This window comes from Streptomyces sp. NPDC037100 (assembly GCF_055606225.1).
This window is the reverse complement of the sequence record NZ_JBVJSX010000005.1, coordinates 584914-610670: the sequence shown is the minus strand read 5'-3', so window position 1 is coordinate 610670 and position 25757 is coordinate 584914. Positions and strand designations below refer to the sequence as shown.

Here is a 25757-nt window from a genome sequence, read left to right as displayed (position 1 = left end):
CATGGGGGAAATATGCGATTCATCCGTTCCGTCCTGGCAGCGTCCGCCGTGGCGGCACTGTCCGCGGGAACCATGACCGCCATGGCGTCGCCGGCCTCGGCCGCGCCCAACACCACTCCGCAGAAGGTCTGTGGCAGTGGGTACAAGACGGTCAACTCGGCGACCGTCGGCTCGTTGGGGACCGTCTACCTGACCTACAACGCCTCCAACGGCCAGAACTGCGTCACGACCATCCGCAACAACCCGGGCAAGGCCGTGAACATGTCGGCCTGGGTCTCCGTCCCGGACACCGAGGAGAGCCACTACGACGAGGGCCTGTTCACGTCGTACGCCGGACCGACCTACGTCTACGGCAAGGGCCACTGCGTGGACTGGGGCGGCGGCATCGCCAACACGTACGTGCAGGTCTTCGGCTCCAACTGCGGCTCCCTGAAGGAGCACCGGGTCACCTTCACCCGCTGACCCCCTCCGGCCGGGCTCCACGGGCGACCGTGGGGCCCGGCTTCCCCGTGCCCGGCCTACGCCCAGGCCGTCACCGGCAGGAACGAGCTGTCCTGGCGGAACCGGTCCGTGCCGTCAGCGCGGTCCACGCGGAGCTCGTAGGCGTAGTGGCGCAGATAGCGGCCCGGGTAGTTGTACGACTCGAAGCGGACGGAGCCCGACGCCGTGCCGGCCCGGAGGACGAACGTGGCGTCCTTGGCGAAGGTGCTCGTGCCGTCGTTCGGGTCGAAGCGGGCGCGGAAGTCCCAGTGGCGCAGATAGGCACCGGCCGCGTCCCGGAAGGAGTATCCGTTGCCGTCGGCGAGGCCGGCGACGACCGTGAAGGTGGCGGACCGCTTCTCGGCGGTGGTGCTGGAGGCGCTGGCCACGGGCAGGTTGAGCAGCCCGGACTGCTGCTGCCAGTAGCGGGTCGGATAGTTGGCCGACCGGAAGGAACGCGTGCCGTTCCGGGCCAGGGCCGGGCCGCCCGTGACCGTCTCCTTGACGACCGTGAAGTGCCGGGCCGTGCCGGAGATCGCGGGCACAGCGGCCGGCGCCGACCAGGTGGCGAAGGTGTCGTAGCTGTCGCTGTAGTAGTAGTTCCCGTCGCCGTAGCCGTCGAAGAACATCCGCCGGCCGCCGTTGTCGAGCTGCACCAGGGCCGGGCCCTCGCGGTAGCTGCCCCAGCCCGCCCAGTCACCCGTCCGGCGGATGGTGTACGGGCCGGTGAGGTTCGAGGCGGTGGCGTACTCGATGTACTTCGTCGTCTCGTTCTTCGGGAAGGCGTGGTACGTCGAGCCGATCCTCACGATGAACGTGTCGATGTGGTTGGCTCCGATACCGGAGAGGGGGACCGGTGAACTCCATTTGGTGAGCGCCGAGTCGGTGGCCCGCAACAGGTACGGAGTGAAGATCCACTCGTCGTTGGTGGTGGAACAGGACACGATGATGCTCACACTGCCGTCGCTGTCGACGAACCACTCGGGTGCCCAGGCACGGGAGAGGCCCGCGATCGGCACGGTGTAGTCGTAGAGGAAGGTCCAGGCGACCCGGTCGGAGCTGCGGGCGAAACCGATGGTCGTGCTGGGGTCCTGCCAGGTGTGCGTCGTGTAGGCGAGGTAGTAGAACCCGTCGGTGTGTCTGATGACACTGGCGTCGCGGATCCGGTTCGCGGGCGGGGTGTACGCGGCGGAGCGCAGCAGCCGGAAGTCGGTGGCGTCGTCCGACTGGTAGACGTTGACCGTGCCGTCGTCGCTGTTGAGGAACGGCACGATGGTGTAGCGGGTGGCCGAGCCGTTAGGGGGTGCGGCGGCCAGGGCGCTGCCGAGGAGCCCGGGGGACTCACCGAGCAGGACCGCCGAGGCGGGCAGGACGGCCAGGGCGCGCAGCAGCGTACGGCGGGACGGGTGGGCGGGGTGTGGGGTCACGGGCGGCTCTCCCTTGAACACCGAGGTTCGATATACCGAACCGAGTTCGGCAAATCGATCAGACGTGGGGGGTCAGAAGGTAAGGGCGAGCCGGAGGGCGGTCAATGGTTTGAACCGGGGCCGACGCGCCCAGTGAGAAGGAAGCGGCCGGTGGGTGAACATCCACTCCCGTCGTCGGCATGACGCCACCGGCCGCCGGACGTTACCGTTCGGTAGAGAAGCCGCTTCCGGAGGTGTCCGTATGACGCTCGACCGTTGCGAAGGCCTGGCGGAGACCGCCCGTGCGCTGGCCGAAGGCGAGATGACGGCGCGGGCGCTGGTCGAGCGGACGCTGGCTCGGATCGAGGCGACCCAGGCACACCTGAACGCCTTCCGGATCGTCCGGGCCGAGGCCGCGCTCGCGGAAGCCGACGCCGCGGACCGGGAACTGGCCTCTGAAGGCCCACGGAAACCGCTGCTCGGCGTACCCGTCGCGGTGAAGGACGACATGGACGTGGCCGGCGAGCCGACGGCGTTCGGCTGCTGCGGCGAGTTCCCGCCGGTCGCCGAGGACGGCGAGGCGGTGCGGCGGCTGCGTGCCGCCGGAGCAGTGATCATCGGCAAGACCAACACCTGCGAATTCGGGCAGTGGCCCTTCACCGAGGGCCCCGCCTTCGGCGCGACCCGCAACCCCTGGAGCACGGACCACACGCCCGGCGGGTCCTCGGGCGGGTCGGCTGCCGCGGTCTGTGCCGGTCTGGTGCCCGCCGCGCTCGGCTCGGACGGCGCCGGCTCGGTGCGGATCCCGGCCGCCTGGACCCATCTGGTCGGGATCAAGCCGCAGCGCGGCCGTGTCTCGACCTGGCCGCGCGGCGAGTCCTTCCAGGGCATCACCGTCAACGGCACCCTGGCCCGCACGGTCGCCGACGCGGCCCTGCTCCTGGACGCGGCCAGCGGCAACCACCCGCGGGACCCGCACCGGCCGCCGGCCCTCGACGTGTCCCGGGCCGTCGGCCGCGATCCCGGACGGCTGCGCATCGCGCTCTCCCTCAAACCGCCCTTCACGGCCGTGCCCGCCCGGCTCCTGCCCGAGGTGCGCACCCGAGTGGTCGAACTGGCCGAGCGGCTGGCCGCGCTGGGCCACATCGTCGAGGAGGCGGACCCGCCGTACGGGCAGATCGGGCTGACCTTCGTGCCGCGTGCCACGGCCGGCATCGCCGAGCGCGTGGGCGAGGCGCCCTTCCCGGCGTTGCTGGACCGGCGCACCCTGGGCGCGGCCCGGTTGGGACGGCTGCTCGGCGGAGCCCCGCTGCGGGTGGCCCGGCGCGCGGAGAGCGTGCTGCACCGGCGTATCGGCGGGTTCTTCACCTCGTACGACGTCGTCCTCGCGCCCACGACCGCCGCTCCCCCGCCCCGCATCGGGGCCCTGCTCGAACTCAGCGGGTTCGCCACCGACCGGGCGATGATCGCCGCGTGTCCGTACGCCTGGCCGTGGAACGTGCTGGGGTGGCCGGGGGTCAACGTGCCCGCCGGTTTCACGCCGGACGGGCTGCCGGTCGGCGCGCAGTTGTTGGGACCGGCGAACAGCGAGCCGCTCCTCGTGCAGGTGGCCGCGCAGTTGGAGGCGGAGCTGCGCTGGTCCGAGAAGTGGCCGTCACCGCCGGTCACGGCACGTTCCGCCGCCTGAGCGACCGTACGCCGGGCGACCACGCAGAGCGTCGACAGGCATGCCACCAGCCGCTGATCGGCTCTCGACCGGCAACGGCGTGCCAGGGACACTGCGGACGTCTGATGCCTTCCTTGAAGGAGTTGTGATGCAGGTCGCCGTGGTCACCTTCGACGGGTTCAACGAGCTCGACAGCTTCATCGCTTCCGCGTTGATCAACCGATGCCGTAAGGACGGCTTGGAAGCCTTCATCACGACGCCGACGCCGGTGGTCACGTCGATGAACGGTGTCGAGGTGACCGGGCAGCGCCCGATGGAGTTCGTGACCGAAGCCGACGTTGTGCTGATCGGTAGCGGGGTGAAGGCGCAAGAGGTGGTCGCCGACGACCGGCTGATCTCGAAGCTGCTGCTCGACCCTTCCCGACAGCTGATCGGTGCGCAGTGCTCCGGCGCGCTGGTGCTCGCCCGGCTCGGGCTGCTGGAGGGCATGCCGGCTTGCACGGACATGAAGAGCCGGGCCCGTCTCGAAGCCTGCGGCGTCACCGTGCTGGACGCACCGTTCCACGCCGAGGGGAACATCGCTACGGCGGGCGGTTGCCTGGCGTCCCAGTATCTCGCCACGTGGGTGATCGCCCGGATGCTCGGCGAGGAGGCCGCGCGCGCCGCCATCGACTACGTGGCTCCGGTCGGCGAGAACCAGGAGACTGCCGAGCGGGCCATGCGTGCCGTCCACACGGACGTGGTTGCACTGCGCTGACGCCTCGTAACCAGCGTTTCGGGCCGCTTGCAGGCGTTCGGGCCGAGACCGGCGCGCCCCACACACACCCTGCCTGGTGACGAGGTCACAGGCGGTCCAGGCGCTGTGGCGGGTGGGGCGGCCAGGGCCCGAGGGCAGGCAGCTCCTGCGCCGCCACCGGTGACACGACGGGCGTACGTCCCGCCAGCCAGGCCGCCAGGTCGCGCACGCCTGCGGTGACCACCGTGCCCGGCGGCCCGTCGCCGACGCACCACTTGCGGCCCGTGTCCTCGGCACGGACGCGTGTGCCCGCCGGAAGACGGCCGAGGAGGAAGTCGATGGTGTGTGCGGCCAGGTCCTCGGGCCAGTCGTCCGGCCGCACGCCGAGTTCCAGATCGACCATGTGGATCCATGCCTCGCGCCAGCGAGCGAAGACGGTCGCGGCAAGGTTCGCGTTGCGGAACGTCACCGGACGGCTCCAGTCCACGTCGGTGGCGCGTGCCCAGGATGCCTCCAGCCCGGCCGTGTGCGCGGCGAGTTGCGCGCGGTGCTCGGCCGCGCTGCGGCCGGCCGTCGTTTCGATGATCGCGTTGCGCTCGTCGACCCCGCCGTCGTAGCACGCTACGAGTTCACCGCGCAGGGCATGTTCCGCGAGACGGGCGAACATTCTCGCGTTGTCGGTGAGATGCGCGAGGACGTGGCCGCGTGACCAATCCGGAAGGGCGGATGCCTCGGCGACCTGCTGATCGCTCAGTCCGGCCACGAGCCTTTCCAGTGTCCGGTGGGCTTCGATCACAGCTGCGACAGGAGGTTGCATGACCCGACGTCCTACAGGGACCGGGTCTGGTCGAGGACTGACGGAGCCTGGGCAGCGAGGTCCTCGAGTGGTTCACCGCTCAGCCGGCATACCGTCCACTCGTTCAGCAGCTCCACGCCGAGCGACTTGTAGAAGTCGATCGTCGGTTCGTTCCAGGCCAGGACCCACCACTCGAAGCGCTCGTAGCCGTTCCGTTGGCAGATCGCAGCCAGTGAGGCCAGCAGAGCCTTGCCGTGTCCTCCACCTCGGGCGTGCGACCGCACGTAGAGGTCCTCCAGGTGCATGCCGCGCGTGCCGGTCCAGGTCGAGAAGCGGGGGAACCACACGGCATAGCCCACGGCCTGCCCCGTCTCGTCGTCCTCAGCGATCAGTGCGCAAGCAGCGGGACGTTCTCCGAACAGCGCGTCGCGGAGCTGCTCCTCGGTCGCTCGGGCCTGCTCCGCAGCCCGTTCGTACTCAGCGAGTTCACGGATCATCGCGCGGATCTCCGCGATGTCGTCCACAGTGGCGGCCCGGATCATGCCGGAGATCATCGGCCCCCGTACCGAGCCGTGTCCATCCGATTCCGCGCCTTCTGCGCGGCGTGAACCCGACCGTGGTCTTCGCCTCGACGGACCAGCTGCGGAACACGTCCGCAGCTGGGCCGGCAAGAGCCTTGTGGCGCATCAACGCACTTGGCGATGCTGCCTCGATGATGACCTCCGTCGTTGCGACACTTCAACGCTCAACGGGCATGACGCAGAAGGTGCCGACGGACGACGGGTGACCCTTCACGCGCGGCTCACGGGGGCAGCCTCTAGGGTGCCCCCGTGAGCACGCCTACCGATGAGAACGTCCCGGGCCGTCACGGCCCCTCCGCCACCGTCCAGGCCGACCCCCGCGAGGTGGGCCGGGTACGGACGGAGTACTCCCCCGCGCACGACGGCGACCCCGACCCCGGGGAGATCGTGTGGACGTGGGTGCCCTACGAGGAGAACGACGGGCGTGGCAAGGACCGCCCGGTGCTGGTGGTCGCCCGCGAGGCGGGCGGCACCTTCCTGGCCGTGCAGTTGTCCAGCAAGGAGCACGACGGCGACCGGGAGTGGGTGGGGATCGGCAGCGGGCCGTGGGACCGGTCAGGCCGGTTCTCGTGGGTCTCGGTGGAGCGGGTGCTGCGCCTGCACGAGGACGGCATGCGCCGGGAGGCCTGCGCCCTGGACCGCATGCGGTTCAACCGGGTCAGGCGCCGGCTGCAGGAGCGCTACGGCTGGAGCTGAACGTCCTCTCGAAGGCCCCCAGCACCGCCCGGTCCCGCGTCCGGTCGAGGATCCCGAACACCACGTGCCCGAAGACCCCCGCGAACCGGCCACCGGGCCCCAGCAACGCCCGGAACGCCTCCGCCACCTGCGCGGGGTCGTTGCGGAACACTCCGCAGCCCCAGGCGCCCAGGACGAGGCTGCGGTAGCCGTGGGCCGCGGCCGTCTCCAGGACGCGTTCGGCGCGCACCGCGAGCGCCCGCGGCAGTTCGGCGGCCCGTTCCGGGGCGGTGCGCAGCACCACGCCCGCGTTGGGCGCGGGCGAGGTCAGGAAGCCCGCGGTGTACGGCTCGGCCAGCAGGCCGCCCCGGTCGTCGCGGAAGACGGGCACGGCCGGTGAGTGGATGACACGGTCCGTGTAGAACGGATCGCGGTGGGCCCGGTGGTGGTCGTAGTACGCGCGGGCCTCGAGGAGGCACGTGTACAGCGCCGAGGCCCGGCAGAGGGCCTCCTCCTGGGCCTGGGCGCCGTTCAGGTAGCCGCCGCCGGGGTTGCGGGCGGAGGCGAAGTTCAACACGGCCACGTGCCCGCCGAGCCGGCGGGCGGCCTCCATGCTGCTCTCGCCCGTGACCTCGATCAGCGTCGTCCGTGTCCCCGTCACCCGATCGGCGGGCACCGGCACCGGTTCCGGCCCGTACAGGCGGGTGCTCTCGCGGGCCGCCCGCACTTCCGCCGCGATCGACACCTCACGCCCGTCCGGCGCGCGGTAGGAGCCGGCCTCGACGATCTGCTCGGTCTGCTGCGCGATACCGCGCAGACGCGCGCTCACGGCGCTACCCCCGTAGGCGCCGTGCCCGCGCGCCGCGCGGCCGTTCTTGTCGTGCTCACGCAGGCATCGTGGGTGATGCCGCATCCCCGGTGCAACAGGGTTTTCGCTTTGGGAGAACGCCGGGGAACGTCCCTGGAAACGCCGGGCCGGGCCGTATGACCGACCGGGAACGCCCCGCTTCGCCCCCTTGTGCCGAGCGGCATGAACGTCTTGGGTGGACGGGTGATCCCGGCCCGGGCCGCCGAAGTGCCCGGACCGGTGGCATGGTGGAATCTCAGGAGGATCCCTACATGTCCGATTCGGTAGGTGGCTGTACCCGGCCACGCACCTCACTGTCCGAAGCCGAGGTCGAGGCTCTCGTCCGCGGCATCTGTTTCAAGACCGGCCCGCCACGCCGCCTCGGTGTCGAGGTGGAATGGCTCGTCCACGAGCTGCGCGCACCGCAGCTCCCCGTCACACCCGAACGACTCGATGCGGCCTACGCCGCACTGCGTACCGTTCCTCTGAAGTCGGCGCTCACCGTGGAACCCGGCGGCCAGCTGGAGCTGAGCTCGCTCCCCGCCGCCTCGCTGACGGAAGTCATCGGTACCGTCTCCGCCGACCTCGACGCCGTCCGCGCGGTGCTGCGCGACAAGGGCCTCGCCCTCGTCGGCCTCGGCCACGACCCCTGGCACGAACCCCGCCGGTTCCTGCGCGAACCGCGCTACGACGCCATGGAGGCGTGCCTGGACCGCACGGGCCCCGCCGGCCGCTCCATGATGTGCACCTCCGCCTCCGTGCAGGTGTGCCTGGACGCCGGTTACGAGGAGCCCGGGCCGCTGGGCCTGGTGCGCCGCTGGTGGCTGGCCCACCATCTGGGCGCGGTCCTGGTGGCCGCGTTCGCCAACTCCCCGCTCGCCGGCAACCGGCCGACCGGCTGGCTGTCCACCCGGCAGCTGGTGTGGACCCGGATCGGCGCCGGCCGGGCGGGCGGACCGCGGCTGGACACCGACCCGCGCGGCGCCTGGGCCCGGCACGTACTGGACTCCCCCGTGATGTGCGTGCGGCGGGACGGCGGCCCCTGGGACGTGCCCGAGGGGCTCACCTTCCGGGACTGGATCCGCACCGGCGCGCCCCGGCCGCCCACCCGGGAGGATCTCGACTACCACGTCACGACGCTCTTCCCGCCGGTCAGGCCGCGCGGCCATCTCGAACTGCGCATGATCGACGCGCAGCCCGGAGACGACGGCTGGATCGTGCCGCTCGCCGTGACGGCGGCGCTGTTCGACGACCCGGAGGCCGCCGAGACCGCGTACCGGGCCGTGAAGCCGCTGACCGAACGGACACTGGGGCTGCCCGCGCCGCACAATCCGCTGTGGCTCGACGCGGCCCGCGGCGGTCTGGCCGACGCGGAGCTGCGCGAGGTGGCCGTCACGTGCTTCACGACCGCACTGGACGCCCTGCCCCGGCTCGGCGCCACCCCCGAGGTCATCGAGGCCGTCACGGCCTATCTGGACCGCTACGTCGTCCTGGGCCGCTGCCCCGCCGACGACCTGCTCGACCGACAGCGCGGCACGGACGGTCGCGCCCACGGGAAGGACCTGCGCCCATGACCGACACCGAATCCACCGTCGAGGCCGGGACCGTCGACCCCGAGGTGCTGCGTGAGCGGGCGGTCGCCTCGCTCGTCGTCGCCCGTGACCGCACCACCCTGCTGACGAGCTGCGTGGAGGACCCCGACCTGACCGCACAGCACTCGCCCCTGATGTCGCCGCTGGTGTGGGACCTCGCGCACATCGGCAACCAGGAGGAGCAGTGGCTGCTGCGGGCCGTCGCCGGGCACGAGGCGATACGCCCCGAGATCGACGGCCTCTACGACGCCTTCGAGCACCCCCGCGCCGAGCGTCCGAAGCTGCCCCTGCTCTCACCGGCCGAGGCCCGCACCTACGCCGCCGACGTGCGCGGCCGGGCACTGGACGTGCTGGAGCGGGCCGCGTTCCACGGCACCCGGCTGACGGAGGCCGGGTTCGCCTTCGGGATGATCGCGCAGCACGAACAGCAGCACGACGAGACCATGCTGATCACCCATCAGCTCCGCACCGGCCCGCCGGCCCTGACGGCACCCGACCCGGAACCGGCGCCGCTGTTCACCGGACCGTCCGAAGTCCTCGTCCCCGGCGGCCCGTTCACGATGGGAACCTCCGGCGAGCCGTGGGCCCTGGACAACGAACGCCCCGCGCACCGGCGCGAGGTGGCCGCCTTCCACATCGACACCACGCCGGTGACCAACGGCGCCTACCAGGCGTTCATCGAGGACGGCGGCTACGACGACCCGCGGTGGTGGACGGCCGACGGCTGGGCGCACATCCGCAGGTACGGGATCGACGCGCCGCTGTTCTGGCGGCGCGACGGGAAGCAGTTCCTCAGGCGCCGGTTCGGCGTCACCGAGGTCGTCCCGCCCGACGAGCCGGTGCTGCACGTGTGCTGGTACGAGGCCGACGCCTACGCCCGCTGGGCGGGACGCCGGCTGCCCACGGAGGCCGAGTGGGAGAAGGCCGCCCGGCACGACCCGGCCGGCGACCGCTCGATGCGCTACCCGTGGGGCGACGCCGACCCCGGGCCCGAGCACGCCAACCTCGGCCAGCGGCACTTGCGTCCGGCGCCCGCCGGGAGCTACCCGGCCGGTGAATCGCCGCTCGGCGTGCGGCAGTTGATCGGCGACGTGTGGGAGTGGACGGCGAGCGACTTCCTGCCGTACCCGGGGTTCAGGCCGTTCCCGTACAAGGAGTACTCGGAGGTCTTCTTCGGGCCCGAGTACAAGGTCCTGCGGGGCGGTTCGTTCGCCGTGGACGCGGTGGCCTGCCGGGGCACCTTCCGCAACTGGGACTATCCGATCCGGCGGCAGATCTTCTCCGGGTTCCGCACGGCCCGGTCGGAGGACGTCTGATGTGCCGTCATGTGGCGTACGTGGGACCACCGGAGGCACTGGGCCGGCTCCTGGTGGAGCCCCCGCACGGACTGTACCGGCAGTCGTGGGCGCCCCGGCACCAGAAGTACGGGACGGTCAACGCCGACGGTTTCGGCGTGGGCTGGTACGCCGAGGGCGATCCGGTGCCGGCCCGCTACCGCCGGGCGGGGCCGATCTGGGCGGACCTGTCGTTCGCCGATCTCGCCCGGGTCGTACGGTCCACGGGGCTGCTCGCCGCGGTGCGGGACGCGACCCTGTCGGGCGCGGACGCGGAGGCCGCCGCGGCCCCGTTCGCCGCGGGGACGTGGCTGTTCAGCCACAACGGGGCGGTGAAGGGGTGGCCCGGCTCGCTGGCCGCCGTCTCCCGGACCCTGCCGCACGAGGACCTGCTGTCCCTGGAGGCACGCAACGACTCGGCGCTCGTGTGGGCGCTGGTGCTGGCGCGGTTGCGAGGCGGCGACGAGGAGGGCCAGGCGATGGCCGACACGGTCCTGGAGGTCGCCGCCGCGGCCCCCGATTCCCGGCTCAACCTCCTGCTCACCAACGGCGACACGATCAGCGCGACCGCATGGGGCGACGCCCTGTGGTACCTCACCCGGCCCGGCGGCGGCACCGTCGTGGCCTCCGAGCCCTACGACGACGATCCGCACTGGCAGGAGGTCCCCGACCGCACCCTGCTCGTGGCGAGCCGCACCGACGTGCTGCTCACGCCGCTGAAGGAGCCCGCCGACGCCACCGTGCCCGCACTCGCGAAGGAGCCCCGCACGTGAGCCCGTTCCACCTCACCCGCACCCTGCCCGAGGACGCCACGGACGCCGCGCTGCGCGCCGATGTCCACCGGGGTCTGACCGGCCGCCCCAAGTCGCTCCCGCCGAAGTGGTTCTACGACGCCCATGGCAGCGACCTGTTCGAGAAGATCACGGAACTGCCGGAGTACTACCCCACGCGCGCGGAGCGGGAGATCCTCCTCGCGCGTTCCGGCGACATCGCCGCGGCGATGCCTGCGCGCACCCTGGTCGAGCTCGGCTCCGGCTCCTCGGAGAAGACCCGGCATCTGCTCGACGCCCTCACGGACCTGCACACCTACGTCCCGGTCGACGTCAGCGAGAGCGCCCTCGCCCAGGCCGGACGGGCGCTCGCCGCCGAGCGGCCGGGCCTGGACGTGCACGCGCTGATCGCCGACTTCACCGCGGAACTGACCCTGCCGGACACACCGGGGCCCCGGCTGGTGGCCTTCCTCGGCGGCACGATCGGCAATCTGCTGCCCGCCGAACGCGCCGCGTTCCTGGCGTCCGTACGCGCCCTGCTCACCCCGGGCGACGCCCTGCTGCTGGGCACGGACCTGGTCAAGGACGAGGAGGTGCTGGTCCGGGCGTACGACGACGACGCCGGGGTGACGGCCGCGTTCAACAAGAACGTCCTGAGCGTGATCAACCGTGAGCTCGGCGGCGACTTCGAGCCCGCCGCGTTCGACCATGTGGCGTTGTGGGACGCCGGGCACGAGTGGGTCGAGATGCGGCTGCGCTCGCGCAGGGCACAGACGGTGAAGGTGCCGGCACTCGATCTCGCCGTGGACTTCGCGGCGGGTGAGGAGATGCGGACCGAGGTGTCGGCGAAGTTCCGGCAGGACGGCGTGCGCGCCGAACTGTCGGCGGCGGGGCTGGACCTGACCCACTGGTGGACGGACGGTCCGGGCCGGTTCGCGCTGTCGCTGAGCGTGGCGCGCTGAACCGGTGAGCCCGGGGCGGCGGCGACGGCGGGAGACGACGTCTCGCGCTTCGCCGCCGCTTGGGGCACGGTGGAATGACGCGTGACAATCCCGGACCGGAACGTCACTGGAAGAGGAGCGGCGGCATGTCGAACCACACCTACCGGGTCACGGAGATCGTGGGCACCTCACCGGACGGCGTCGACCAGGCCATCCGCAACGGCATCGAGCGGGCCTCGCAGACGCTGCGCAACCTGGACTGGTTCGAGGTGACGCAGGTGCGCGGCCAGCTCGAGGACGGGCAGATCGCGCACTGGCAGGTGGGCCTGAAGGTGGGCTTCCGGCTGGACGAGTCCGAGTAGACGGGGGCTCCGGCTCTCCCCCGGCACGCACTCTCAGGTGCGCCCTTCGCGCTCCTGTGCCGCCTTCATCTCGGCGGACCGGGTCACCCAGTCGGCCCGTACGACGGTGAAGCCCGCGCGCCGGGCGTCGGCGCAGACCAGTTCGTCGTCGTCGACGAGGACGCGGACCTCGCGGGTGCGGGCGAGCCGCCGCAGGATCTCCAGCTTGGTGAACCGGGCGGGCCGCCGGTCGGCGTCCCGCCGCATGTACACGCGTCCGTCGGGCAGCCCCTGGGCGGCGAGCCAGTCGAGCGTGTCGCGCCGGCAGCGCTCGGGCCGCCCGGTGAGGTAGAGGATCTCGCACTCCCGGGCCTGCTCCCGGACCAGCGCGACGCCCTCAGGGACGGGCGGGTCCTGCGGCGCCGCCGAGAAGAAACCGTCCCAGTCCTTCGGCCTGCGCTCCAGGAAGCCCTGCCGGTGCGTGGTGTCGGCGAGGGTGTTGTCCAGGTCGAACACGGCCAGCGGGGCCTTGCTGCGGTCGTCACTCACGCCGCCCAGCCTAAGTGGTGCTCGGGGTGGCGGCGGCCGGCACCGGAACGCATATTGTTAATGGGATCCATTTTCATGTAGCGTCTCGGTGCCCGACCACCGAGGAGGAGCCCCATGGCCGTCCCCAAGCGGAAGATGTCCCGCAGCAACACCCGTCACCGCCGCGCCCAGTGGAAGGCGACCACGCCGACGCTGGTCCCCGTCACCGTGGACGGCGTCCGCCACCTCGTACCGCAGAACCTCGTCAAGGCCTACGAACGCGGTCTGCTACGCCCCGACGGCTGAGCACGCCGTCTCCGCCCAGAAGTGCGCCCGGACCCGGCGCAGCCAGGCCTCGACCAGCGCCTCGTCGGGCTCGTCCGGCAGTGCCGTGGGGCCCTCGTCGAAGGCGGCCTCGTAGTGCCGGAGCAGGGGCAGGGCGGCCGCGGGATCGGCGGCGACGCGCTCACCGAAGGCGTGGTACTCGTCCGGGTTCTCGACGCGGATCGTCAACCGCCCGGTGGTGTACAGCTCCAGGCCCTGCCCGCACAGCCGTTTGAGATGCCGGGCGTGCTTCGCCGTGCGCTTACGGGTGTCGGCGGAGAACGAACCGTCACCGCGCGCCTCCAGCCGCCGGAACTGCTGTGTGGCGTAACCGAGATAGGCGTCCCGGACGCGCTTGGCGCTCAGGAACGCCGAACGGATGCCGATGAGTTCGTCGCCGAGCGGGGTGCGCACCTCGTACAGGTCGTCCGGGAGCCACACCAGCTCCATCGCGGTCGGGTTGCCGCCGAGGGCCAGCCGGCACCACTTGGCGGCCTCGTGCAGGGTCCGGTCCGGGGCCGTGCTGACGTGGGACTCCTTCGGCCGGCGCAGGCCGTGCAGCTCTTCGGTCGGCGCGGCGAACAGGCCGAGGCGGTCGATGTCCGAGCCCGGGCGGGCAAGGCCGTAGGCGGTCGATCCGACGATGCCGGAGAGCAGGACGTTGGGGACGGTCACGGTCGGCCGCCTTTCGCTACGAGGTACCGGAACATTGTCCTGACGTGCCGGGACGCGGTCATCCGGTTTTCCGGCGGCGGTCCACGCGGAAGGGCGGAATACCGGCGGGACCGCCCGGCGTAGAACCTGGTATGGATCCCGTGCGCCTGTCCGTCCTCGACCGCTCCCGCACCCGCGAGGGGCACACCCATCCCGAGGCGCTGCGCGACACCGTGCGGCTGGCGAGGGAGCTGGAGCGGCTCGGCTACCACCGGCTCTGGGTCTCGGAGCACCACGGCGTGCCCGGGGTCGCCGGCTCCGCGCCGACCGTGCTGGCCGCAGCCGTCGCGGGCGCGACCCGGACGATCCGCGTCGGCACCGGCGGGGTGATGCTGCCCAACCACCGGCCGCTGGTCGTGGCCGAGCAGTTCGGCGTACTGGAGTCGCTGTTCCCCGGGCGGATCGACATGGGCCTGGGCCGGTCCGTCGGCTTCACGGACGGGGTGCGGCGGGCCCTGGGCCGCGGCAAGGGCGACGCCGACGACTTCGAGGCCCAGCTCGCGGAGCTGCTCGGCTGGTTCCGGGGCACCTCCCCCACCGGGGTCCACGCCCGGCCCGCGGAGGGCCTGAGCGTGCCGCCGTTCGTCCTGGCCATGGGCGAGGGCGCCGGCATCGCCGCCCGCGCGGGCCTGCCCATGGTCATCGGCGACCTGAGGAACCGGGACAAGATGCGACGCGGCATCGACCACTACCGCGACCACTTCCGCCCCTCCGTCTGGGCCGCGGAGCCCTACGTCGTCGTCTCGGGCACGATCGCCGTGGCCGGCACCCCCGAGGAGGCCCGTCGGCTGCTCATTCCTGAGGCCTGGTCCATGGCGCACTCCCGCACCCACGGCACCTTCCCGCCGCTGCCGCCCGCAGAGCGCGTGGAAGCACGCACGATGACCGCGAAGGAGCGCGGCTTGTACGAGTCCGGCCTGACCGGCCACATCGCCGGCACCGAGGAGCAGGTGGCGCACGAGCTGGAGACGGTGCTGAAGGAGACGGGCGCCCAGGAGGTGCTCGTCACGACCAGCACGTACGACCGTGAGGCCCTGCTGGACTCCTACCGGCGGCTGGCCGCGATCACCTCCGGTTAGATCCGGTTAGAGTCGTCTCCCATGCACGACCGCGACCCCCATGACCCGTACGTCCGTGTCCGCGGAGCCCGTGAGCACAACCTCCGGGGCGTCGACGTCGACATCCCCCGCGACGTGCTGGCCGTGTTCACCGGCGTGTCCGGCTCGGGCAAGTCGTCGCTGGCGTTCGGCACGATCTACGCGGAGGCGCAGCGGCGCTACTTCGAGTCGGTGGCGCCCTACGCGCGCCGGCTGATCCACCAGGTCGGCGCGCCGAAGGTCGGGGAGCTCACGGGTCTGCCCCCGGCGGTCTCGCTCCAGCAGCGCCGGGCGGCGCCCACCTCACGCTCCTCCGTCGGCACCGTCACCAACCTCTCCAACTCCCTGCGCATGCTGTTCTCCCGGGCCGGCGCCTACCCGCCCGGCGCCGGGCGGCTCGACTCCGACGCCTTCTCGCCCAACACGACGGCGGGGGCCTGCCCGGAGTGCCACGGGCTCGGGCAGGTGCACCGTACGAGCGAGGAACTGCTGGTCCCCGACCCCTCGCTGTCGATCCGGGACGGGGCGATCGCCGCGTGGCCGGGCGCCTGGCAGGGCAAGAACCTGCGGGACATCCTCGACGCGCTCGGCCACGACGTCGACCGGCCGTGGCGGGAGCTGCCCGCGGACGAGCGGGAGTGGATCCTGTTCACGGACGAGCAGCCGGTCGTCACGGTGCACCCCGTGCGGGACGCCGACCGGATCCAACGGCCGTACCAAGGCACGTACATGAGTGCCCACCGGTACGTGATGAAGACGTTCTCGCACTCCAAGAGCGCCACCCTGAGAGCGAAGGCGGAGCGGTTCCTCACCAGTGCGCCCTGCCCCGCCTGCGGCGGCAGCCGGCTGCGCCCCGAGGCCCTGGCGGTGACGTTCGGCGGCCGGACCATCGCCGAGCTGGCGACGCTGCCGCTGGTGGAACTGGCCGCCGGTCTCGACGCGAGCTCGGAGGCCGCCCGGGTGCTCACCGACGACCTGAGGTCCCGTATCGCGCCGGTCGTCGAGCTGGGTCTCGGCTACCTCAGCCTCGACCGGCCGACGCCCACCCTCTCCGCCGGCGAACTGCAGCGCCTGCGCCTCGCCACCCAGCTGCGCTCCGGCCTGTTCGGGGTCGTCTACGTCCTCGACGAGCCGTCGGCAGGACTGCACCCGGCGGACACCGAGGCGCTGCTCACGGTGCTGGCGCGGCTGAAGGCCTCCGGGAACTCGGTGTTCGTGGTGGAACACCACCTGGACGTGGTGCGCGCCGCCGACTGGCTGGTCGACGTGGGTCCGGACGCGGGTGAGCACGGCGGGCGGGTGCTGCACAGCGGCCCGGTGGCCGGGCTGGCCGGCGTCGAGGAGTCGGCGACCGCCCGCTACCTGTTCGGCGACTCCCCCGCCCCGGCCCGGAAGGTGCGCGAGGCGACGGGCCGGCTGAGGACCGGCCCGATCACGCGGCACAACCTGCGCGGCGTGACGGCGGAGTTCCCGCTCGGCGTGTTCACGGCGGTCACCGGCGTGTCCGGCTCCGGAAAGTCCACGCTCATCGGCGAGATCACCCAGGACTCGGCGGGCGTGGGCCGGCTGGTCTCGGTCGACCAGAGGCCGATCGGCCGCACCCCGCGTTCCAACCTCGCCACCTACACGGGCCTCTTCGACGTCGTCCGCAAGGTGTTCGCGGCCACCGAGGGGGCGCGCCAACGCGGTTTCGGCGTGGGGCGGTTCTCCTTCAACGTGGCGGGCGGGCGCTGCGAGACCTGCCAGGGCGAGGGGTTCGTCAGCGTCGAGCTGCTGTTCCTGCCGAGTACGTACGCGCCCTGCCCGGACTGCGGTGGGGCCCGCTACAACCCGGAGACGCTGGAGGTGACGTACCGGGGGCGGAACATCGCGCAGGTGCTGGATCTGACGGTGGAGAGCGCGGCGGAGTTCTTCGCGGACACCCCGGTCGCGGCCCGCAGTCTCGGCACCCTGCTCGACGTCGGTCTGGGCTACCTCCGCCTCGGCCAGCCCGCGACCGAGCTCTCCGGCGGCGAGGCCCAGCGCATCAAGCTGGCGAGCGAACTGCAGCGCGGCAGGCGCGGCCACACGCTGTACCTTCTCGACGAACCCACGACCGGGCTGCACCCGGCGGACGTGGAGGTCCTGATGCGCCAGTTGCACGGCCTCGTCGACGCCGGGCACACGGTGGTCGTCGTCGAGCACGACATGTCCGTCGTCGCGGGCGCGGACTGGGTGATCGACCTCGGCCCGGGCGGCGGCGACGAGGGAGGTCGCATCGTGGCGGCGGGCCCGCCCACGGACGTCGCCCGCTCGACGGACAGCCGGACGGCACCGTATCTGGCACGCGCGCTGTCCGGGGGCCGCTGAGGTCCGGCAGCACGCACCCACGCCGGGCCCCAGCCACAGAGGCCCGGCAGTGCGCACCCACACCGAGCCCCAGCCGCAGAGGCCCGGCAGCACACACCCACACCGAGCCCCAGCCACAGAGGCCCGGCAGTGCGCACCCACACCGAGCCCCAGCCGCAGAGGCCCGGCAGCACACACCCACACCGAGCCCCAGCCGCAGAACTCCGGCAGCACACACCCACGCCAGGCCCCAGCCGCAGAACTCCGGCAGCACCCGGCCGGGCCCCAGCCGCTGAGGTCCGGCAGTGCGCACCCAGCCGGGCCCCGTCGAAATAAGGGCGCCCCTACGCCACCAGCACCGTGTGCGTCCAGGCCGGCGCGGCGGTCTCCCGCGACTGAGCCGCTCGGGCGAGGGCGCGGCGGTCGGGGCTGCTGCCCGGCGGGAGGGCCTCCCGTACCTCGACCTCGGCGATCAGGCCGCGGGCCGTAGTCACCCGCCACAGGGAGGCGAGCAGCGTGTCCTCGCCGACGTACGCGGGGGCCGTGGTGGCCCTGCCGTCACCGAGCCGGTAGCCGAGCCGGACCGGCTGGACCGGCACCCCGGCGTCCAGGGCGGCCTGGAAGACGGCCCGGCGGAAGGTGCCCTGGGCCCGGCCGCACCAGGTGCTGCCCTCGGGGAAGGCCGCGACCGCGGTGCCCTCGCGCAGTGCCGCGGCGATCCGGGCGACGGTGTCCGGGAGGGCTCGCAGCCGGTCCCGGTCGATGAACAGGGTTCCGCCGCGCGCGGCCAGCGCACCGGCGACGGGCCAGCGCCGCACCTCCGTCTTGGCCAGCATCCGGGCGGGACGTACGGCGGCGAGCAGCGGGATGTCCAGCCAGGAGATGTGATTGGCGACCAGCAGCAGACCCCCGGTGGGGGCGGCGGCACCGGTGACCCGGACGCGGACGCCGGCGGCCCGTACGACCCACCGGCACCAGCGCCGGACCAGCGACGCCGGTATCCGGGCGCCGAGGGGCGTCAGCGCGATCCCCACGAGGAGGAGCGCCACGACCGCGCCGAGCCGCAGTACGGCACGCGGCACATCCCGCGCCCGCACGGCCGCCGGCGCCTGGAGACAGGCCTCGGGCGTGCAGGGCGCGGTGGGCAGCCAGGCACTCATCAGGCCGGTGCCAGGGAGAGGAAGTGGCGCAGGTAGCGCCCGTTGACGCGGCTCATCGGCAGCAGTACGTACAGGTCGGCGACGCCGAAGTCCGGGTCGTGGGCCGGTTCGCCGCACACCCAGGCACCCAGGCGCAGGTATCCGCGCAGCAGGGCGGGCAGTTCGACACGGGTAGCGGGCGCGGGACCCGGCGTCCACGGCAGCAGCGGCCGGACCCGGAACTCCTCCGGGGAGAGGTGCCGGCCGCTCACCCGGTCCCAGGTGGCGGACGCGAGGGTGCCGCCGTCGGCGAGCGGGACGGAGCAGCAGCCGGCGAGCCACTCGTGGCCGTGGTCGACCATGTAGCGGGCGATGCCGGCCCAGATGAGGCTGATGACCGCGCCGTCCCGGTGGTCGGGGTGCACGCAGGAGCGGCCGACCTCGACGAGCTGCGGCCGGATCCCGTCGAGCGCGCTCAGGTCGAACTCGCCCTCGGAGTACAGCCGTCCGGCCACGGCCGCGCGCTCCGGCGGCAGCAGCCGGTAGGTGCCGACGACCTGGCCGGTCGTCTCCTCCCGTACGAGCAGGTGGTCGCAGTACGCGTCGAACGCGTCGGCGTCGAGGCCCGGCTGCGGGCCGGCCAGCAGGGCGCCCAGCTCGCCGGCGAAGACGTCGTGCCGCAGCCGCTGAGCGGCCCGCACGTCCTCCTCGTTCCGGGCGAGGGCGACGGTGTAGCGGGTGGGGGCCGCGGGCTGCGCGGGGCGGTCGACGGTCAGTACGCCGGTCATGGCTCTCTCCTGGTCACGGGCCGGTTCGGTGAGGCGGGGCGGGGCGCTGAGCGGTGTCGTGCGGGCCTTCTCCTCTGTTCTCCCGACGTCGCCTGACCGTCGCGTGTCATGTGCAGAGAGAACGGGTGTGAGGTTGTTGAACGGCTCGCGCCCCCGGGTGCGGCCCCGGATGGCCCAGCCCGGCACGCGCCCTCCGGCTGCTGCGGCCAGAGTGAGCGGTATGACAGAACACGGAGGCGACGAGCGACGAGGCGGCTCGTCCTCGTCCACCAAGCGGCGACGCCCCGTGCGCGGTGCCGGGGAGGCGGCCCGGCGCGCAGCCGAGGCGCTGACGGAGCTGATCCGCCACCGCCTCGAAGGGGTTTCCGCGGTGTGCCGGGGCGAGGACGACGGCTGGGTCGTCGACGTCGACGTGCTCGAACTGGCCCGCATCCCGGACACCACGAGTCTGCTCGCGACGTACCGGGTGGAACTGGACGCGGCGGGCGAGCTGGTGCAGTACCGCCGGATCGCGCGCTTCCGGCGCGGCGCCCAGGACCAGTGACCGGACCGCCGCAACCGCCGACCGGAAGGACCGCCTCATGACCGTCTACAGCGACGAGATCGTCTGTGCGCCCCGCGCCGGAACCCTCTACGACGTGCTGGAACTGATCCTCGACCGCGGCATGGTGATCGACGTCTTCGTGCGTGTCTCGCTGGTCGGGATCGAGATCCTCAAGGTCGACGCGCGCATCGTGGTCGCCAGTGTCGACACGTATCTGCGGTTCGCGGAGGCGTGCAACCGCCTGGACCTCGAGCACGATGCGCGTTCCAAGACCGTGCCCGAGCTGTTCGGTGGGCCGGTGGCCAGGACCATCGGCAAGGCGGGTGCCAAGCGCACGGCCCGCTCCCTGACCGACAAGGTCCGCGACGTCCTCAGCCCGGAGCACGAGCCGGAGGAGGACGTGGCCGACGACGATGCCGACGCCCGTGCCGAGCAAGCCCCGCGGCCGGCGCGCAAGCGCCGCAGTGACGACGACCGCCCGCGGCCCCGGCGCCGCAAGGCCGAGGAGGAATGACCGTGACGGCCACCACCGCCCTCACCACCGCCGGCACGCTCGGCACCCTGTACGTCTACGGCATCGCCGCCGCGGGCATCCGGCCCCCGCGGACACCCGGGGTGGACGGTGCGGCGGTGCGGCTGCTGACCGAGGCGGGGCTGTGCGCCGCCGTCTCGGACGCCCCGGCGTCGGTCCGGGCGCGGCGGCGCGACCTGATGGCGCATCAGGCGGTGCTCGGCGAACTCGCCGCGCAGGGCCCCGTCCTGCCCATGCGGTTCGCCGTCCTCGCCCCCGACGCGGTGGCGCTGTGTTCCCAACTGCGCTCCGACCGCGCCCACTTGACCACACAGCTCGACAGGGTGAGGGGCTGCGTCGAGATGAACGTGAAGGGCGCCGTCGTCCCCGGACACTTCGCCGACCTCGTACGCCGTGACGAGGCCCTGCGCGCGCTCGCCCGCCGGACTCGCCGGCGCCCCGGTTACGAGGCGAACGTACGGCTCGGCGAGGCGCTCGCCAAGGGTGTCGCGCGCGAGGCCCGGGACGCGGCCCGGAAGGTGCTGGCCCGCCTGACCCCCCTCGCCGTGCGCACGGCGCCGGGACCGGTCGACGACGAGCAGGTGCTGAGCACGTCGTTCCTGGTGCGTTCCGCCGACGAGCAGCGCTTCCGGCAGGCGGTGACCGCGCAGGCACGTGACGTCGGGGACAGGCTGACGCTCAGTGTGACCGGTCCGCTGCCGTGCTACAGCTTCGTCGACGCGCAGTCCGCACCGGCCGGCCGGTGACGCGGTGGGACTCGTGAGCGGACTGCTGCTGTTGCCGCTGGCCCCGGTGCGCGGCACGCTCTGGGTCGCCGACCACCTGCTGAAGGAGGCCGAACGGCAGATGGGCGACCCGCGTGCGGTGCAGGCACGCCTCGCGGCACTCAACCGGGCCCTGGAGGAGGGCGCCATCGACGAGGCGGCCTTCGAGGAAGAGGAGGAGCGGTTGCTCGCACGCCTCGACAGCCCCGTCCGGTACACCGGCCACCACCACCGCGGGGGCGCTTCGTGACCGACCTCGGCACCTGGCCCGCGGGCCCGGGAGCGCAGCCCGCCGGGCCACCCAGCGGGAGCCTCGCGGACCTGCTCGAACGCGTTCTGGACAAGGGCATCGTCATCGCGGGCGACATCAAGATCGACCTGCTCGACATCGAACTGCTCACCATCCGTCTGCGCCTGTTCATCGCCTCGGTCGAGACCGCCAAGAAAGCGGGCATCGACTGGTGGGAGACGGACCCGGCGCTGTCCTCGCGGGCCGCGCGTGACGCGCTCGGCGAGGAGAACGCCCGGCTGCGTGCCCGTCTCGAGGCCCTGGAGGAAGCCGGTCCCGACAGCACGGAGGTGGCCCGATGAGCGGGGTCCGGGCCGCCCGCGCGGCAGCGACGCGACCGGACGCGTCGCGCACCACCGTCACCTGCGTGTTCGCCGTGACGGACACCCCACCGCCGGACGAGCTGCTCTCGGTGACGCCGGGCCATGACGGCGGCGGCCCGCTACGGATCCTGGCCGCGGGCCCTCTCCACCTGGTCGTGCAGGACGTTGCGGCGGCCGACTTCGGCGAGGCGTCGCTCGCGGAGCGGCTCAACCGGCCCGAGGAGCTGGAGCGCTGTGCCCGCGCCCACCACCGGGGCGTGGAGACGGCCGCGAGCGCGGGCCCCGTCGTGCCTCTACCGATGGCGACGCTGTATCTGGACGACGGCAACGCGGTCCGGGCCGTGACCGCCCAAGAGACGTCCCTGCGCGCCCTGCTGGACCGGCTGCGCGACCGCACCGAGTGGGCGGTGAAGGTGCACGGCCCCGGCACCGCCGCCGCGCCGGCTGCCGCTGCCGCCGGGGCGGAACCGGCCGACGGGCGGTCGTACCTGCGGCGGGCGAGCGACAGGCGACGCACCGAACGCGAGTCGCGCGAGCGGGCCCTGGCGCAGGCGCACGCCGTCGACCGGGAGCTGCGGCGGTACGCGGTCGCCGCGACCCGGCACCGGCCGCAGAGTGAACAACTGACGGGCCGGAGCGTCCCCCAACTCCTCAATGTCGCCTATCTGGTCGACGACGGACGGCGTGACGAGTTCGTCAGCGCCGTCGCCGAACTGGCCCGCGACGCCCGCCTCTCGGCCGTGGACGTCACCATGTCGGGCCCCTGGATCCCGTACTCCTTCGCCCGGCCGGACGAGGTGGAGTGCGCCGCACACCCGGAGGCCGGCGCATGACCGTGCCGGTCGCGGGCGGCGCCGAGCGCACGGCGGTGCCCTGGGACGGGGAGGAGCCGTACGCGCCCGTCGGGGTGCCGCTCGTCGACCTGCTCGACCGGGTGCTGGCGACCGGCGTCGTGGTCAGCGGCGATCTGGTGCTGGCCATCGCCGACGTGCCGTTGGTGCGGATCTCCCTGCACGCCCTGCTGGCATCGGTCAGCGACCGGGTCCCCGCACCCTGGTCGGACAGCGGGCCGCTGTGACCGCGCCGCGCACCCACGCGATGGACCTCGATCCCGAGCGGGTCACGAACGACCTGGCGGCCCTTGTCCTGACCGTGGTGGAACTCCTCCGGCAGCTCATGGAACGCCAGGCGGTGCGCCGTTTCGACGAGGGGACGCTCAGCGCCGAGCAGGAGGACCGGCTCGGCACCGCGCTGATGCTGCTGGACGAGCGCATGGACGAGCTGTGCGCGCAGCACGGTCTGCGGCGCAGCGACCTCAACCTGGACCTCGGCCCGCTGGGCCCCTTGCTGGCCGACCCCCGCCCGTGACGCGCGCATCGCGAGACGGGGCCGGGGATGAGCACCACTCCCGGCCCCGTCCGTCCGCACCTACCGGCGAACGTTCACTGCGACCCCCTGGGGGCGCGGGGAACTGCGCGATCAACCCCGACGCACCCGCAGCCGCCGAAGCACCGAAGCCCCTGCGGCGCTACCGCTTCACCTTCCGCGCGGCCCGCAGCCACTCCTTGTTCATGCTGGTGATGGACATCAACGGGATCCCCTTCGGGCAGGCCGTGGCGCACTCGCCCGCGAGCGTGCACCCCCCGAACCCTTCCTCGTCCATCTGCTCCACCATGTCCAGCACCCGCGTCTCCCGCTCGGGCGCCCCCTGCGGCAGCACGTTCAGATGGTTGATCTTGGCGGACGTGAACAGCATCGCCGCCCCGTTGGGACAGGCCGCCACACACGCCCCGCACCCGATGCACTCCGCGTGCTCGAAGGCGAGGTCGGCGTCCGGCTTCGGCACCGGCGTGGCGTGTGCTTCGGGGGCCGCCCCGGTCGGCGCGGTGATGTACCCGCCGGCCTGGATGATCCGGTCGAAGGCCGACCGGTCCACGACCAGGTCCTTGATCACCGGGAACGCCGACGCCCGCCACGGCTCCACGTCGATGGTGTCGCCGTCCTTGAAGGAGCGCATGTGCAACTGACAGGTGGTGGTCCGCTCGGGCCCGTGCGCATCGCCGTTGATGACGAGCGAACACGCACCGCAGATGCCCTCGCGGCAGTCGTGGTCGAAGGCGACGGGGTCCTCGCCCTTGACGATGAGCTCCTCGTTGAGCGTGTCGAGCATCTCCAGGAACGACATGTCGGGCGAGATGCCGTCCACCTCGTACGTGGACATCGTGCCGTCGGCGTCGGCGTTCTTCTGCCGCCAGACGCGCAGGGTGAGCTTCATGCGTAGCTCCGCTGGGTGGGGTGGACGTACTCGAAGACCAGGTCTTCCCGGTGCAGGAGGGGAGCCTCGCCGGTGCCGGTGAACTCCCAGGCGGCGGCGTACCCGAATTCCTCGTCCTTGCGGGCGGCCTCGCCGTCGGGCGTCTGGGACTCCTCGCGGAAGTGGCCGCCGCAGGACTCCTCGCGGTGCAGTGCGTCGAGGCACATCAATTCGGCGAGCTCCAGGTAGTCGACGACGCGGTTGGCCTTCTCCAGCGACTGGTTGAACTCCTCGCCGGTGCCGGGCACCTTGATACGCCGCCAGAACTCCTCGCGGATCTGCGGGATGCGCTCCAGTGCCTTGCGCAGCCCCGCGTCGGTGCGGGCCATGCCGCAGAACTCCCACATGAGTTCGCCCACCTCGCGGTGGAAGGAGTCGGGGGTGCGGTCGCCGTCCACGGACAGCAGCAGGTTCAGCCGGTCCTGGGTTTCGGCCAGCACCTCCTGGACGGCGGGGTGTTCCTCGGACACCGCCTCGTGGTGCGGGTGGCGGGCCAGGTAGTCGTTGATGGTGGAGGGGAGGACGAAGTATCCGTCCGCGAGTCCCTGCATCAGCGCGGAGGCGCCGAGCCGGTTGGCGCCGTGGTCGGAGAAGTTGGCCTCGCCGATCGCGAACAGCCCGGGGATCGTGGTCTGCAGGTCGTAGTCGACCCACAGACCGCCCATCGTGTAGTGCACGGCGGGGTAGATCCGCATCGGTACCTCGTACGGATCCTCGTCGGTGATCCGCTGGTACATGTCGAAGAGGTTGCCGTACTTGGCCTCGACGGCGGTGCGCCCCATCCGCTTGATGGCGTCGGTGAAGTCCAGGTACACGCCCTGGCCGCCGGGCCCCACTCCCCTGCCCTCGTCGCAGACGTTCTTCGCGGCGCGGGAGGCGATGTCGCGCGGGACGAGGTTGCCGAAGGACGGGTAGATGCGCTCCAGGTAGTAGTCGCGCTCGTCCTCGGGGATCTCGTTCGGCGGCCGCTGGTCGCCCTTCGCCTTCGGTACCCAGATCCGCCCGTCGTTGCGCAGCGACTCGCTCATCAGCGTCAGCTTGGACTGGTGGTCGCCGGTGCGCGGGATGCACGTCGGGTGGATCTGGGTGAAGCACGGGTTGGCGAAGTAGGCGCCGCGCCGATGGGCCCGCCAGATCGCGGTGGCGTTGGAGTTCATGGCGTTCGTCGACAGGTAGAAGACGTTGCCGTAGCCGCCGGAGGCGAGCACGACGGCGTCCGCGAAGTACGTGTCGATCTTCCCGGTGACGAGGTCACGGGCCACGATGCCGCGCGCCCGCCCGTCGACGACGATCAGGTCGAGCATCTCGGTCCGCGGGTGCATTTCGACGTTCCCGGCGGCGATCTGCCGGCTGAGCGCCTGGTAGGCGCCGAGGAGCAGCTGCTGGCCCGTCTGGCCGCGGGCGTAGAACGTGCGCGACACCTGCACGCCGCCGAACGAGCGGGTGTCGAGCAGCCCACCGTACTCGCGGGCGAAGGGCACGCCCTGGGCCACGCACTGGTCGATGATCTCGACGGAGATCTGCGCGAGCCGGTGGACGTTCGACTCGCGGGCCCGGAAGTCGCCGCCCTTGACGGTGTCGTAGAACAGCCGGTGGACGGAGTCGCCGTCGTTGCGGTAGTTCTTCGCGGCGTTGATGCCGCCCTGCGCGGCGATGGAGTGGGCGCGGCGCGGCGAGTCCTGGTAGCAGAACTGGACGACGTGGTAGCCCTGTTCGGCAAGCGTGGCCCCGGCGGAGCCGCCGGCGAGGCCGGTGCCGACGACGATCACGGTGTGCTTGCGCCGGTTGGCGGGGTTGACCAGCTTGGCCTCGAAGCGGCGCTTGTCCCACCGCTCGGCGACCGGCCCGGACGGGGCCTTGGTGTCGACGACCGGCTCACCGGTCGTGTAGTCGGCGTACGAGGTCATG

Annotated in this window: 29 protein-coding genes and 1 pseudogene; 20 read left to right on the top strand and 10 right to left on the bottom strand. The window is 72.4% G+C overall.

Annotated features, from left to right (window positions below; all coding sequences use genetic code 11):
* The first annotated feature begins 12 nt into the window (after window positions 1–12).
* Window positions 13–462, top strand: coding sequence for a spore-associated protein (locus tag ACZ7EG_RS20120; protein ID WP_471080231.1), 450 nt, complete (start codon window positions 13–15; stop codon window positions 460–462).
* Between the two features lie 56 nt (window positions 463–518).
* Here the strand turns inward: ACZ7EG_RS20120 and ACZ7EG_RS20115 are convergent, their stop codons facing one another.
* On the bottom strand, window positions 519–1907 hold the full coding sequence (locus tag ACZ7EG_RS20115) for a glycoside hydrolase family 43 protein (protein WP_471080228.1): 1389 nt from the start codon (window positions 1905–1907) through the stop codon (window positions 519–521).
* Window positions 1908–2148: 241 nt separating this feature from the next.
* Between ACZ7EG_RS20115 and ACZ7EG_RS20110 the strand changes: the two genes are divergently transcribed.
* Together ACZ7EG_RS20110 and ACZ7EG_RS20105 are read left to right on the top strand one after the other, a co-directional pair.
* Window positions 2149–3573, top strand: a complete 1425-nt coding sequence (locus tag ACZ7EG_RS20110; protein ID WP_471080226.1) for an amidase — start codon at window positions 2149–2151, stop codon at window positions 3571–3573.
* Window positions 3574–3700: 127 nt separating this feature from the next.
* Entirely contained in the window at window positions 3701–4309 is a 609-nt protein-coding gene (locus ACZ7EG_RS20105) for a DJ-1/PfpI family protein (RefSeq protein WP_471080223.1), read from the top strand.
* A gap of 85 nt (window positions 4310–4394) precedes the next feature.
* Here ACZ7EG_RS20105 and ACZ7EG_RS20100 read toward each other — a convergent pair whose 3' ends face one another.
* Together ACZ7EG_RS20100 and ACZ7EG_RS20095 are read right to left on the bottom strand one after the other, a co-directional pair.
* Window positions 4395–5105, bottom strand: a complete 711-nt coding sequence (locus tag ACZ7EG_RS20100; RefSeq protein ID WP_471080221.1) for a maleylpyruvate isomerase family mycothiol-dependent enzyme — start codon at window positions 5103–5105, stop codon at window positions 4395–4397.
* Window positions 5106–5116: 11 nt separating this feature from the next.
* Window positions 5117–5626 (bottom strand): GNAT family N-acetyltransferase, encoded by a 510-nt coding sequence (locus tag ACZ7EG_RS20095; protein ID WP_471080218.1) that lies wholly within the window; start codon window positions 5624–5626, stop codon window positions 5117–5119.
* A gap of 288 nt (window positions 5627–5914) precedes the next feature.
* Between ACZ7EG_RS20095 and ACZ7EG_RS20090 the strand changes: the two genes are divergently transcribed.
* Window positions 5915–6361: a type II toxin-antitoxin system PemK/MazF family toxin gene (locus ACZ7EG_RS20090; RefSeq protein WP_471080215.1), complete on the top strand. Its 447-nt coding sequence runs from the start codon at window positions 5915–5917 to the stop codon at window positions 6359–6361.
* Here the strand turns inward: ACZ7EG_RS20090 and ACZ7EG_RS20085 are convergent.
* Complete coding sequence (locus tag ACZ7EG_RS20085) at window positions 6324–7169, bottom strand: TIGR02452 family protein (RefSeq protein ID WP_471080212.1); 846 nt, start codon at window positions 7167–7169, stop codon at window positions 6324–6326. The genes ACZ7EG_RS20090 and ACZ7EG_RS20085 overlap by 38 nt on opposite strands.
* Before the next feature lie 290 nt (window positions 7170–7459).
* Between ACZ7EG_RS20085 and egtA the strand changes: the two genes are divergently transcribed.
* The 5 genes from egtA to ACZ7EG_RS20060 all read left to right on the top strand — a co-directional run bounded on the left by egtA (window position 7460) and on the right by ACZ7EG_RS20060 (window position 12186).
* Window positions 7460–8761 carry an ergothioneine biosynthesis glutamate--cysteine ligase EgtA gene (gene egtA, locus ACZ7EG_RS20080; RefSeq protein ID WP_471080210.1) on the top strand — a complete coding sequence of 434 codons (1302 nt, stop codon included), beginning with the start codon at window positions 7460–7462 and terminating at the stop codon, window positions 8759–8761.
* Window positions 8758–10095, top strand: coding sequence for an ergothioneine biosynthesis protein EgtB (gene egtB / locus ACZ7EG_RS20075; protein ID WP_471080207.1), 1338 nt, complete (start codon window positions 8758–8760; stop codon window positions 10093–10095). Before egtA ends, egtB begins: the two co-directional genes overlap by 4 nt.
* On the top strand, window positions 10095–10886 hold the full coding sequence (egtC, locus tag ACZ7EG_RS20070; protein ID WP_471080204.1) for an ergothioneine biosynthesis protein EgtC: 792 nt from the start codon (window positions 10095–10097) through the stop codon (window positions 10884–10886). The genes egtB and egtC overlap by 1 nt, the downstream gene beginning before the upstream one ends.
* A complete protein-coding gene (gene egtD / locus ACZ7EG_RS20065) occupies window positions 10883–11845 on the top strand; it encodes an L-histidine N(alpha)-methyltransferase (protein ID WP_471080201.1) in 963 nt (320 codons plus the stop codon). Before egtC ends, egtD begins: the two co-directional genes overlap by 4 nt.
* A 125-nt stretch (window positions 11846–11970) precedes the next feature.
* The gene (locus ACZ7EG_RS20060; protein WP_471080198.1) at window positions 11971–12186 is read left to right on the top strand and encodes a dodecin; all 216 of its coding nucleotides are present in this window, start codon (window positions 11971–11973) and stop codon (window positions 12184–12186) included.
* A gap of 33 nt (window positions 12187–12219) precedes the next feature.
* On the opposite strand, the gene ACZ7EG_RS20055 is transcribed toward ACZ7EG_RS20060, so the two are convergent.
* Window positions 12220–12714: a phosphatase domain-containing protein gene (locus ACZ7EG_RS20055; RefSeq protein ID WP_471080191.1), complete on the bottom strand. Its 495-nt coding sequence runs from the start codon at window positions 12712–12714 to the stop codon at window positions 12220–12222.
* A gap of 114 nt (window positions 12715–12828) precedes the next feature.
* On the opposite strand from ACZ7EG_RS20055, the gene rpmF reads away from it, so the two are divergent.
* The gene (gene rpmF, locus ACZ7EG_RS20050; protein WP_471080187.1) at window positions 12829–12999 is read left to right on the top strand and encodes a 50S ribosomal protein L32; all 171 of its coding nucleotides are present in this window, start codon (window positions 12829–12831) and stop codon (window positions 12997–12999) included.
* Here the strand turns inward: rpmF and ACZ7EG_RS20045 are convergent.
* A pseudogene (locus ACZ7EG_RS20045) lies at window positions 12982–13695 on the bottom strand (nucleotidyltransferase domain-containing protein); the annotation flags it as partial. The gene rpmF and the pseudogene ACZ7EG_RS20045 sit on opposite strands and share 18 nt — an antisense overlap.
* 128 nt (window positions 13696–13823) lie before the next feature.
* On the opposite strand from ACZ7EG_RS20045, the gene ACZ7EG_RS20040 reads away from it, so the two are divergent.
* Window positions 13824–14810 (top strand): LLM class flavin-dependent oxidoreductase, encoded by a 987-nt coding sequence (locus ACZ7EG_RS20040; protein ID WP_471080184.1) that lies wholly within the window; start codon window positions 13824–13826, stop codon window positions 14808–14810.
* 21 nt (window positions 14811–14831) lie between these two features.
* On the top strand, window positions 14832–17177 hold the full coding sequence (locus ACZ7EG_RS20035; protein WP_471080181.1) for an ATP-binding cassette domain-containing protein: 2346 nt from the start codon (window positions 14832–14834) through the stop codon (window positions 17175–17177).
* A gap of 323 nt (window positions 17178–17500) precedes the next feature.
* Here ACZ7EG_RS20035 and ACZ7EG_RS20030 read toward each other — a convergent pair whose 3' ends face one another.
* Together ACZ7EG_RS20030 and ACZ7EG_RS20025 are read right to left on the bottom strand one after the other, a co-directional pair.
* Complete coding sequence (locus ACZ7EG_RS20030; RefSeq protein WP_471080178.1) at window positions 17501–18316, bottom strand: lysophospholipid acyltransferase family protein; 816 nt, start codon at window positions 18314–18316, stop codon at window positions 17501–17503.
* Window positions 18316–19083 carry a GNAT family N-acetyltransferase gene (locus ACZ7EG_RS20025; RefSeq protein ID WP_471080175.1) on the bottom strand — a complete coding sequence of 256 codons (768 nt, stop codon included), beginning with the start codon at window positions 19081–19083 and terminating at the stop codon, window positions 18316–18318. Before ACZ7EG_RS20025 ends, ACZ7EG_RS20030 begins: the two co-directional genes overlap by 1 nt.
* A 220-nt stretch (window positions 19084–19303) precedes the next feature.
* Between ACZ7EG_RS20025 and gvpO the strand changes: the two genes are divergently transcribed.
* Genes gvpO through ACZ7EG_RS19985 form a run of 8 tightly spaced genes read left to right on the top strand, consistent with a single transcriptional unit; the run spans window position 19304 to window position 22903 of the window.
* Window positions 19304–19627 (top strand): gas vesicle protein GvpO, encoded by a 324-nt coding sequence (gene gvpO / locus ACZ7EG_RS20020; RefSeq protein ID WP_471080172.1) that lies wholly within the window; start codon window positions 19304–19306, stop codon window positions 19625–19627.
* Between the two features lie 37 nt (window positions 19628–19664).
* Complete coding sequence (locus ACZ7EG_RS20015) at window positions 19665–20141, top strand: gas vesicle structural protein GvpA (RefSeq protein WP_471080169.1); 477 nt, start codon at window positions 19665–19667, stop codon at window positions 20139–20141.
* Window positions 20138–20905 carry a GvpL/GvpF family gas vesicle protein gene (locus ACZ7EG_RS20010; RefSeq protein ID WP_471080167.1) on the top strand — a complete coding sequence of 256 codons (768 nt, stop codon included), beginning with the start codon at window positions 20138–20140 and terminating at the stop codon, window positions 20903–20905. The genes ACZ7EG_RS20015 and ACZ7EG_RS20010 overlap by 4 nt, the downstream gene beginning before the upstream one ends.
* A gap of 4 nt (window positions 20906–20909) precedes the next feature.
* Window positions 20910–21173: a gas vesicle protein GvpG gene (locus ACZ7EG_RS20005; RefSeq protein WP_471080164.1), complete on the top strand. Its 264-nt coding sequence runs from the start codon at window positions 20910–20912 to the stop codon at window positions 21171–21173.
* Entirely contained in the window at window positions 21170–21514 is a 345-nt protein-coding gene (locus tag ACZ7EG_RS20000; protein WP_471080161.1) for a gas vesicle protein, read from the top strand. Before ACZ7EG_RS20005 ends, ACZ7EG_RS20000 begins: the two co-directional genes overlap by 4 nt.
* Window positions 21511–22368: a GvpL/GvpF family gas vesicle protein gene (locus ACZ7EG_RS19995; protein ID WP_471080158.1), complete on the top strand. Its 858-nt coding sequence runs from the start codon at window positions 21511–21513 to the stop codon at window positions 22366–22368. Before ACZ7EG_RS20000 ends, ACZ7EG_RS19995 begins: the two co-directional genes overlap by 4 nt.
* Entirely contained in the window at window positions 22365–22613 is a 249-nt protein-coding gene (locus ACZ7EG_RS19990; protein WP_471080155.1) for a gas vesicle protein, read from the top strand. Before ACZ7EG_RS19995 ends, ACZ7EG_RS19990 begins: the two co-directional genes overlap by 4 nt.
* Window positions 22610–22903 carry a gas vesicle protein K gene (locus tag ACZ7EG_RS19985; protein WP_471080152.1) on the top strand — a complete coding sequence of 98 codons (294 nt, stop codon included), beginning with the start codon at window positions 22610–22612 and terminating at the stop codon, window positions 22901–22903. The genes ACZ7EG_RS19990 and ACZ7EG_RS19985 overlap by 4 nt, the downstream gene beginning before the upstream one ends.
* 160 nt (window positions 22904–23063) lie before the next feature.
* On the opposite strand, the gene ACZ7EG_RS19980 is transcribed toward ACZ7EG_RS19985, so the two are convergent.
* Window positions 23064–23810: a succinate dehydrogenase/fumarate reductase iron-sulfur subunit gene (locus ACZ7EG_RS19980; protein WP_402700059.1), complete on the bottom strand. Its 747-nt coding sequence runs from the start codon at window positions 23808–23810 to the stop codon at window positions 23064–23066.
* Window positions 23807–25756 (bottom strand): fumarate reductase/succinate dehydrogenase flavoprotein subunit, encoded by a 1950-nt coding sequence (locus ACZ7EG_RS19975; RefSeq protein ID WP_471080148.1) that lies wholly within the window; start codon window positions 25754–25756, stop codon window positions 23807–23809. Before ACZ7EG_RS19975 ends, ACZ7EG_RS19980 begins: the two co-directional genes overlap by 4 nt.
* Between the last annotated feature and the right edge of the window lies 1 nt (window position 25757).

Coding starts and splice junctions, on each gene's coding strand:
- ACZ7EG_RS20120 (WP_471080231.1), top strand. CDS start 13: ATGCGATTCATCCGTTCCGTCCTGGCAGCGTCCGCCGTGGCGGCACTG.
- ACZ7EG_RS20110 (WP_471080226.1), top strand. CDS start 2,149: ATGACGCTCGACCGTTGCGAAGGCCTGGCGGAGACCGCCCGTGCGCTG.
- ACZ7EG_RS20105 (WP_471080223.1), top strand. CDS start 3,701: ATGCAGGTCGCCGTGGTCACCTTCGACGGGTTCAACGAGCTCGACAGC.
- ACZ7EG_RS20100 (WP_471080221.1), bottom strand. CDS start 5,105: ATGCAACCTCCTGTCGCAGCTGTGATCGAAGCCCACCGGACACTGGAA.
- ACZ7EG_RS20095 (WP_471080218.1), bottom strand. CDS start 5,626: ATGATCCGGGCCGCCACTGTGGACGACATCGCGGAGATCCGCGCGATG.
- egtA (WP_471080210.1), top strand. CDS start 7,460: ATGTCCGATTCGGTAGGTGGCTGTACCCGGCCACGCACCTCACTGTCC.
- egtB (WP_471080207.1), top strand. CDS start 8,758: ATGACCGACACCGAATCCACCGTCGAGGCCGGGACCGTCGACCCCGAG.
- egtC (WP_471080204.1), top strand. CDS start 10,095: ATGTGCCGTCATGTGGCGTACGTGGGACCACCGGAGGCACTGGGCCGG.
- ACZ7EG_RS20060 (WP_471080198.1), top strand. CDS start 11,971: ATGTCGAACCACACCTACCGGGTCACGGAGATCGTGGGCACCTCACCG.
- rpmF (WP_471080187.1), top strand. CDS start 12,829: ATGGCCGTCCCCAAGCGGAAGATGTCCCGCAGCAACACCCGTCACCGC.
- ACZ7EG_RS20040 (WP_471080184.1), top strand. CDS start 13,824: ATGGATCCCGTGCGCCTGTCCGTCCTCGACCGCTCCCGCACCCGCGAG.
- ACZ7EG_RS20035 (WP_471080181.1), top strand. CDS start 14,832: ATGCACGACCGCGACCCCCATGACCCGTACGTCCGTGTCCGCGGAGCC.
- ACZ7EG_RS20030 (WP_471080178.1), bottom strand. CDS start 18,316: ATGAGTGCCTGGCTGCCCACCGCGCCCTGCACGCCCGAGGCCTGTCTC.
- ACZ7EG_RS20025 (WP_471080175.1), bottom strand. CDS start 19,083: ATGACCGGCGTACTGACCGTCGACCGCCCCGCGCAGCCCGCGGCCCCC.
- gvpO (WP_471080172.1), top strand. CDS start 19,304: ATGACAGAACACGGAGGCGACGAGCGACGAGGCGGCTCGTCCTCGTCC.
- ACZ7EG_RS20015 (WP_471080169.1), top strand. CDS start 19,665: ATGACCGTCTACAGCGACGAGATCGTCTGTGCGCCCCGCGCCGGAACC.
- ACZ7EG_RS20010 (WP_471080167.1), top strand. CDS start 20,138: ATGACCGTGACGGCCACCACCGCCCTCACCACCGCCGGCACGCTCGGC.
- ACZ7EG_RS19995 (WP_471080158.1), top strand. CDS start 21,511: ATGAGCGGGGTCCGGGCCGCCCGCGCGGCAGCGACGCGACCGGACGCG.
- ACZ7EG_RS19990 (WP_471080155.1), top strand. CDS start 22,365: ATGACCGTGCCGGTCGCGGGCGGCGCCGAGCGCACGGCGGTGCCCTGG.
- ACZ7EG_RS19980 (WP_402700059.1), bottom strand. CDS start 23,810: ATGAAGCTCACCCTGCGCGTCTGGCGGCAGAAGAACGCCGACGCCGAC.
- ACZ7EG_RS19975 (WP_471080148.1), bottom strand. CDS start 25,756: ATGACCTCGTACGCCGACTACACGACCGGTGAGCCGGTCGTCGACACC.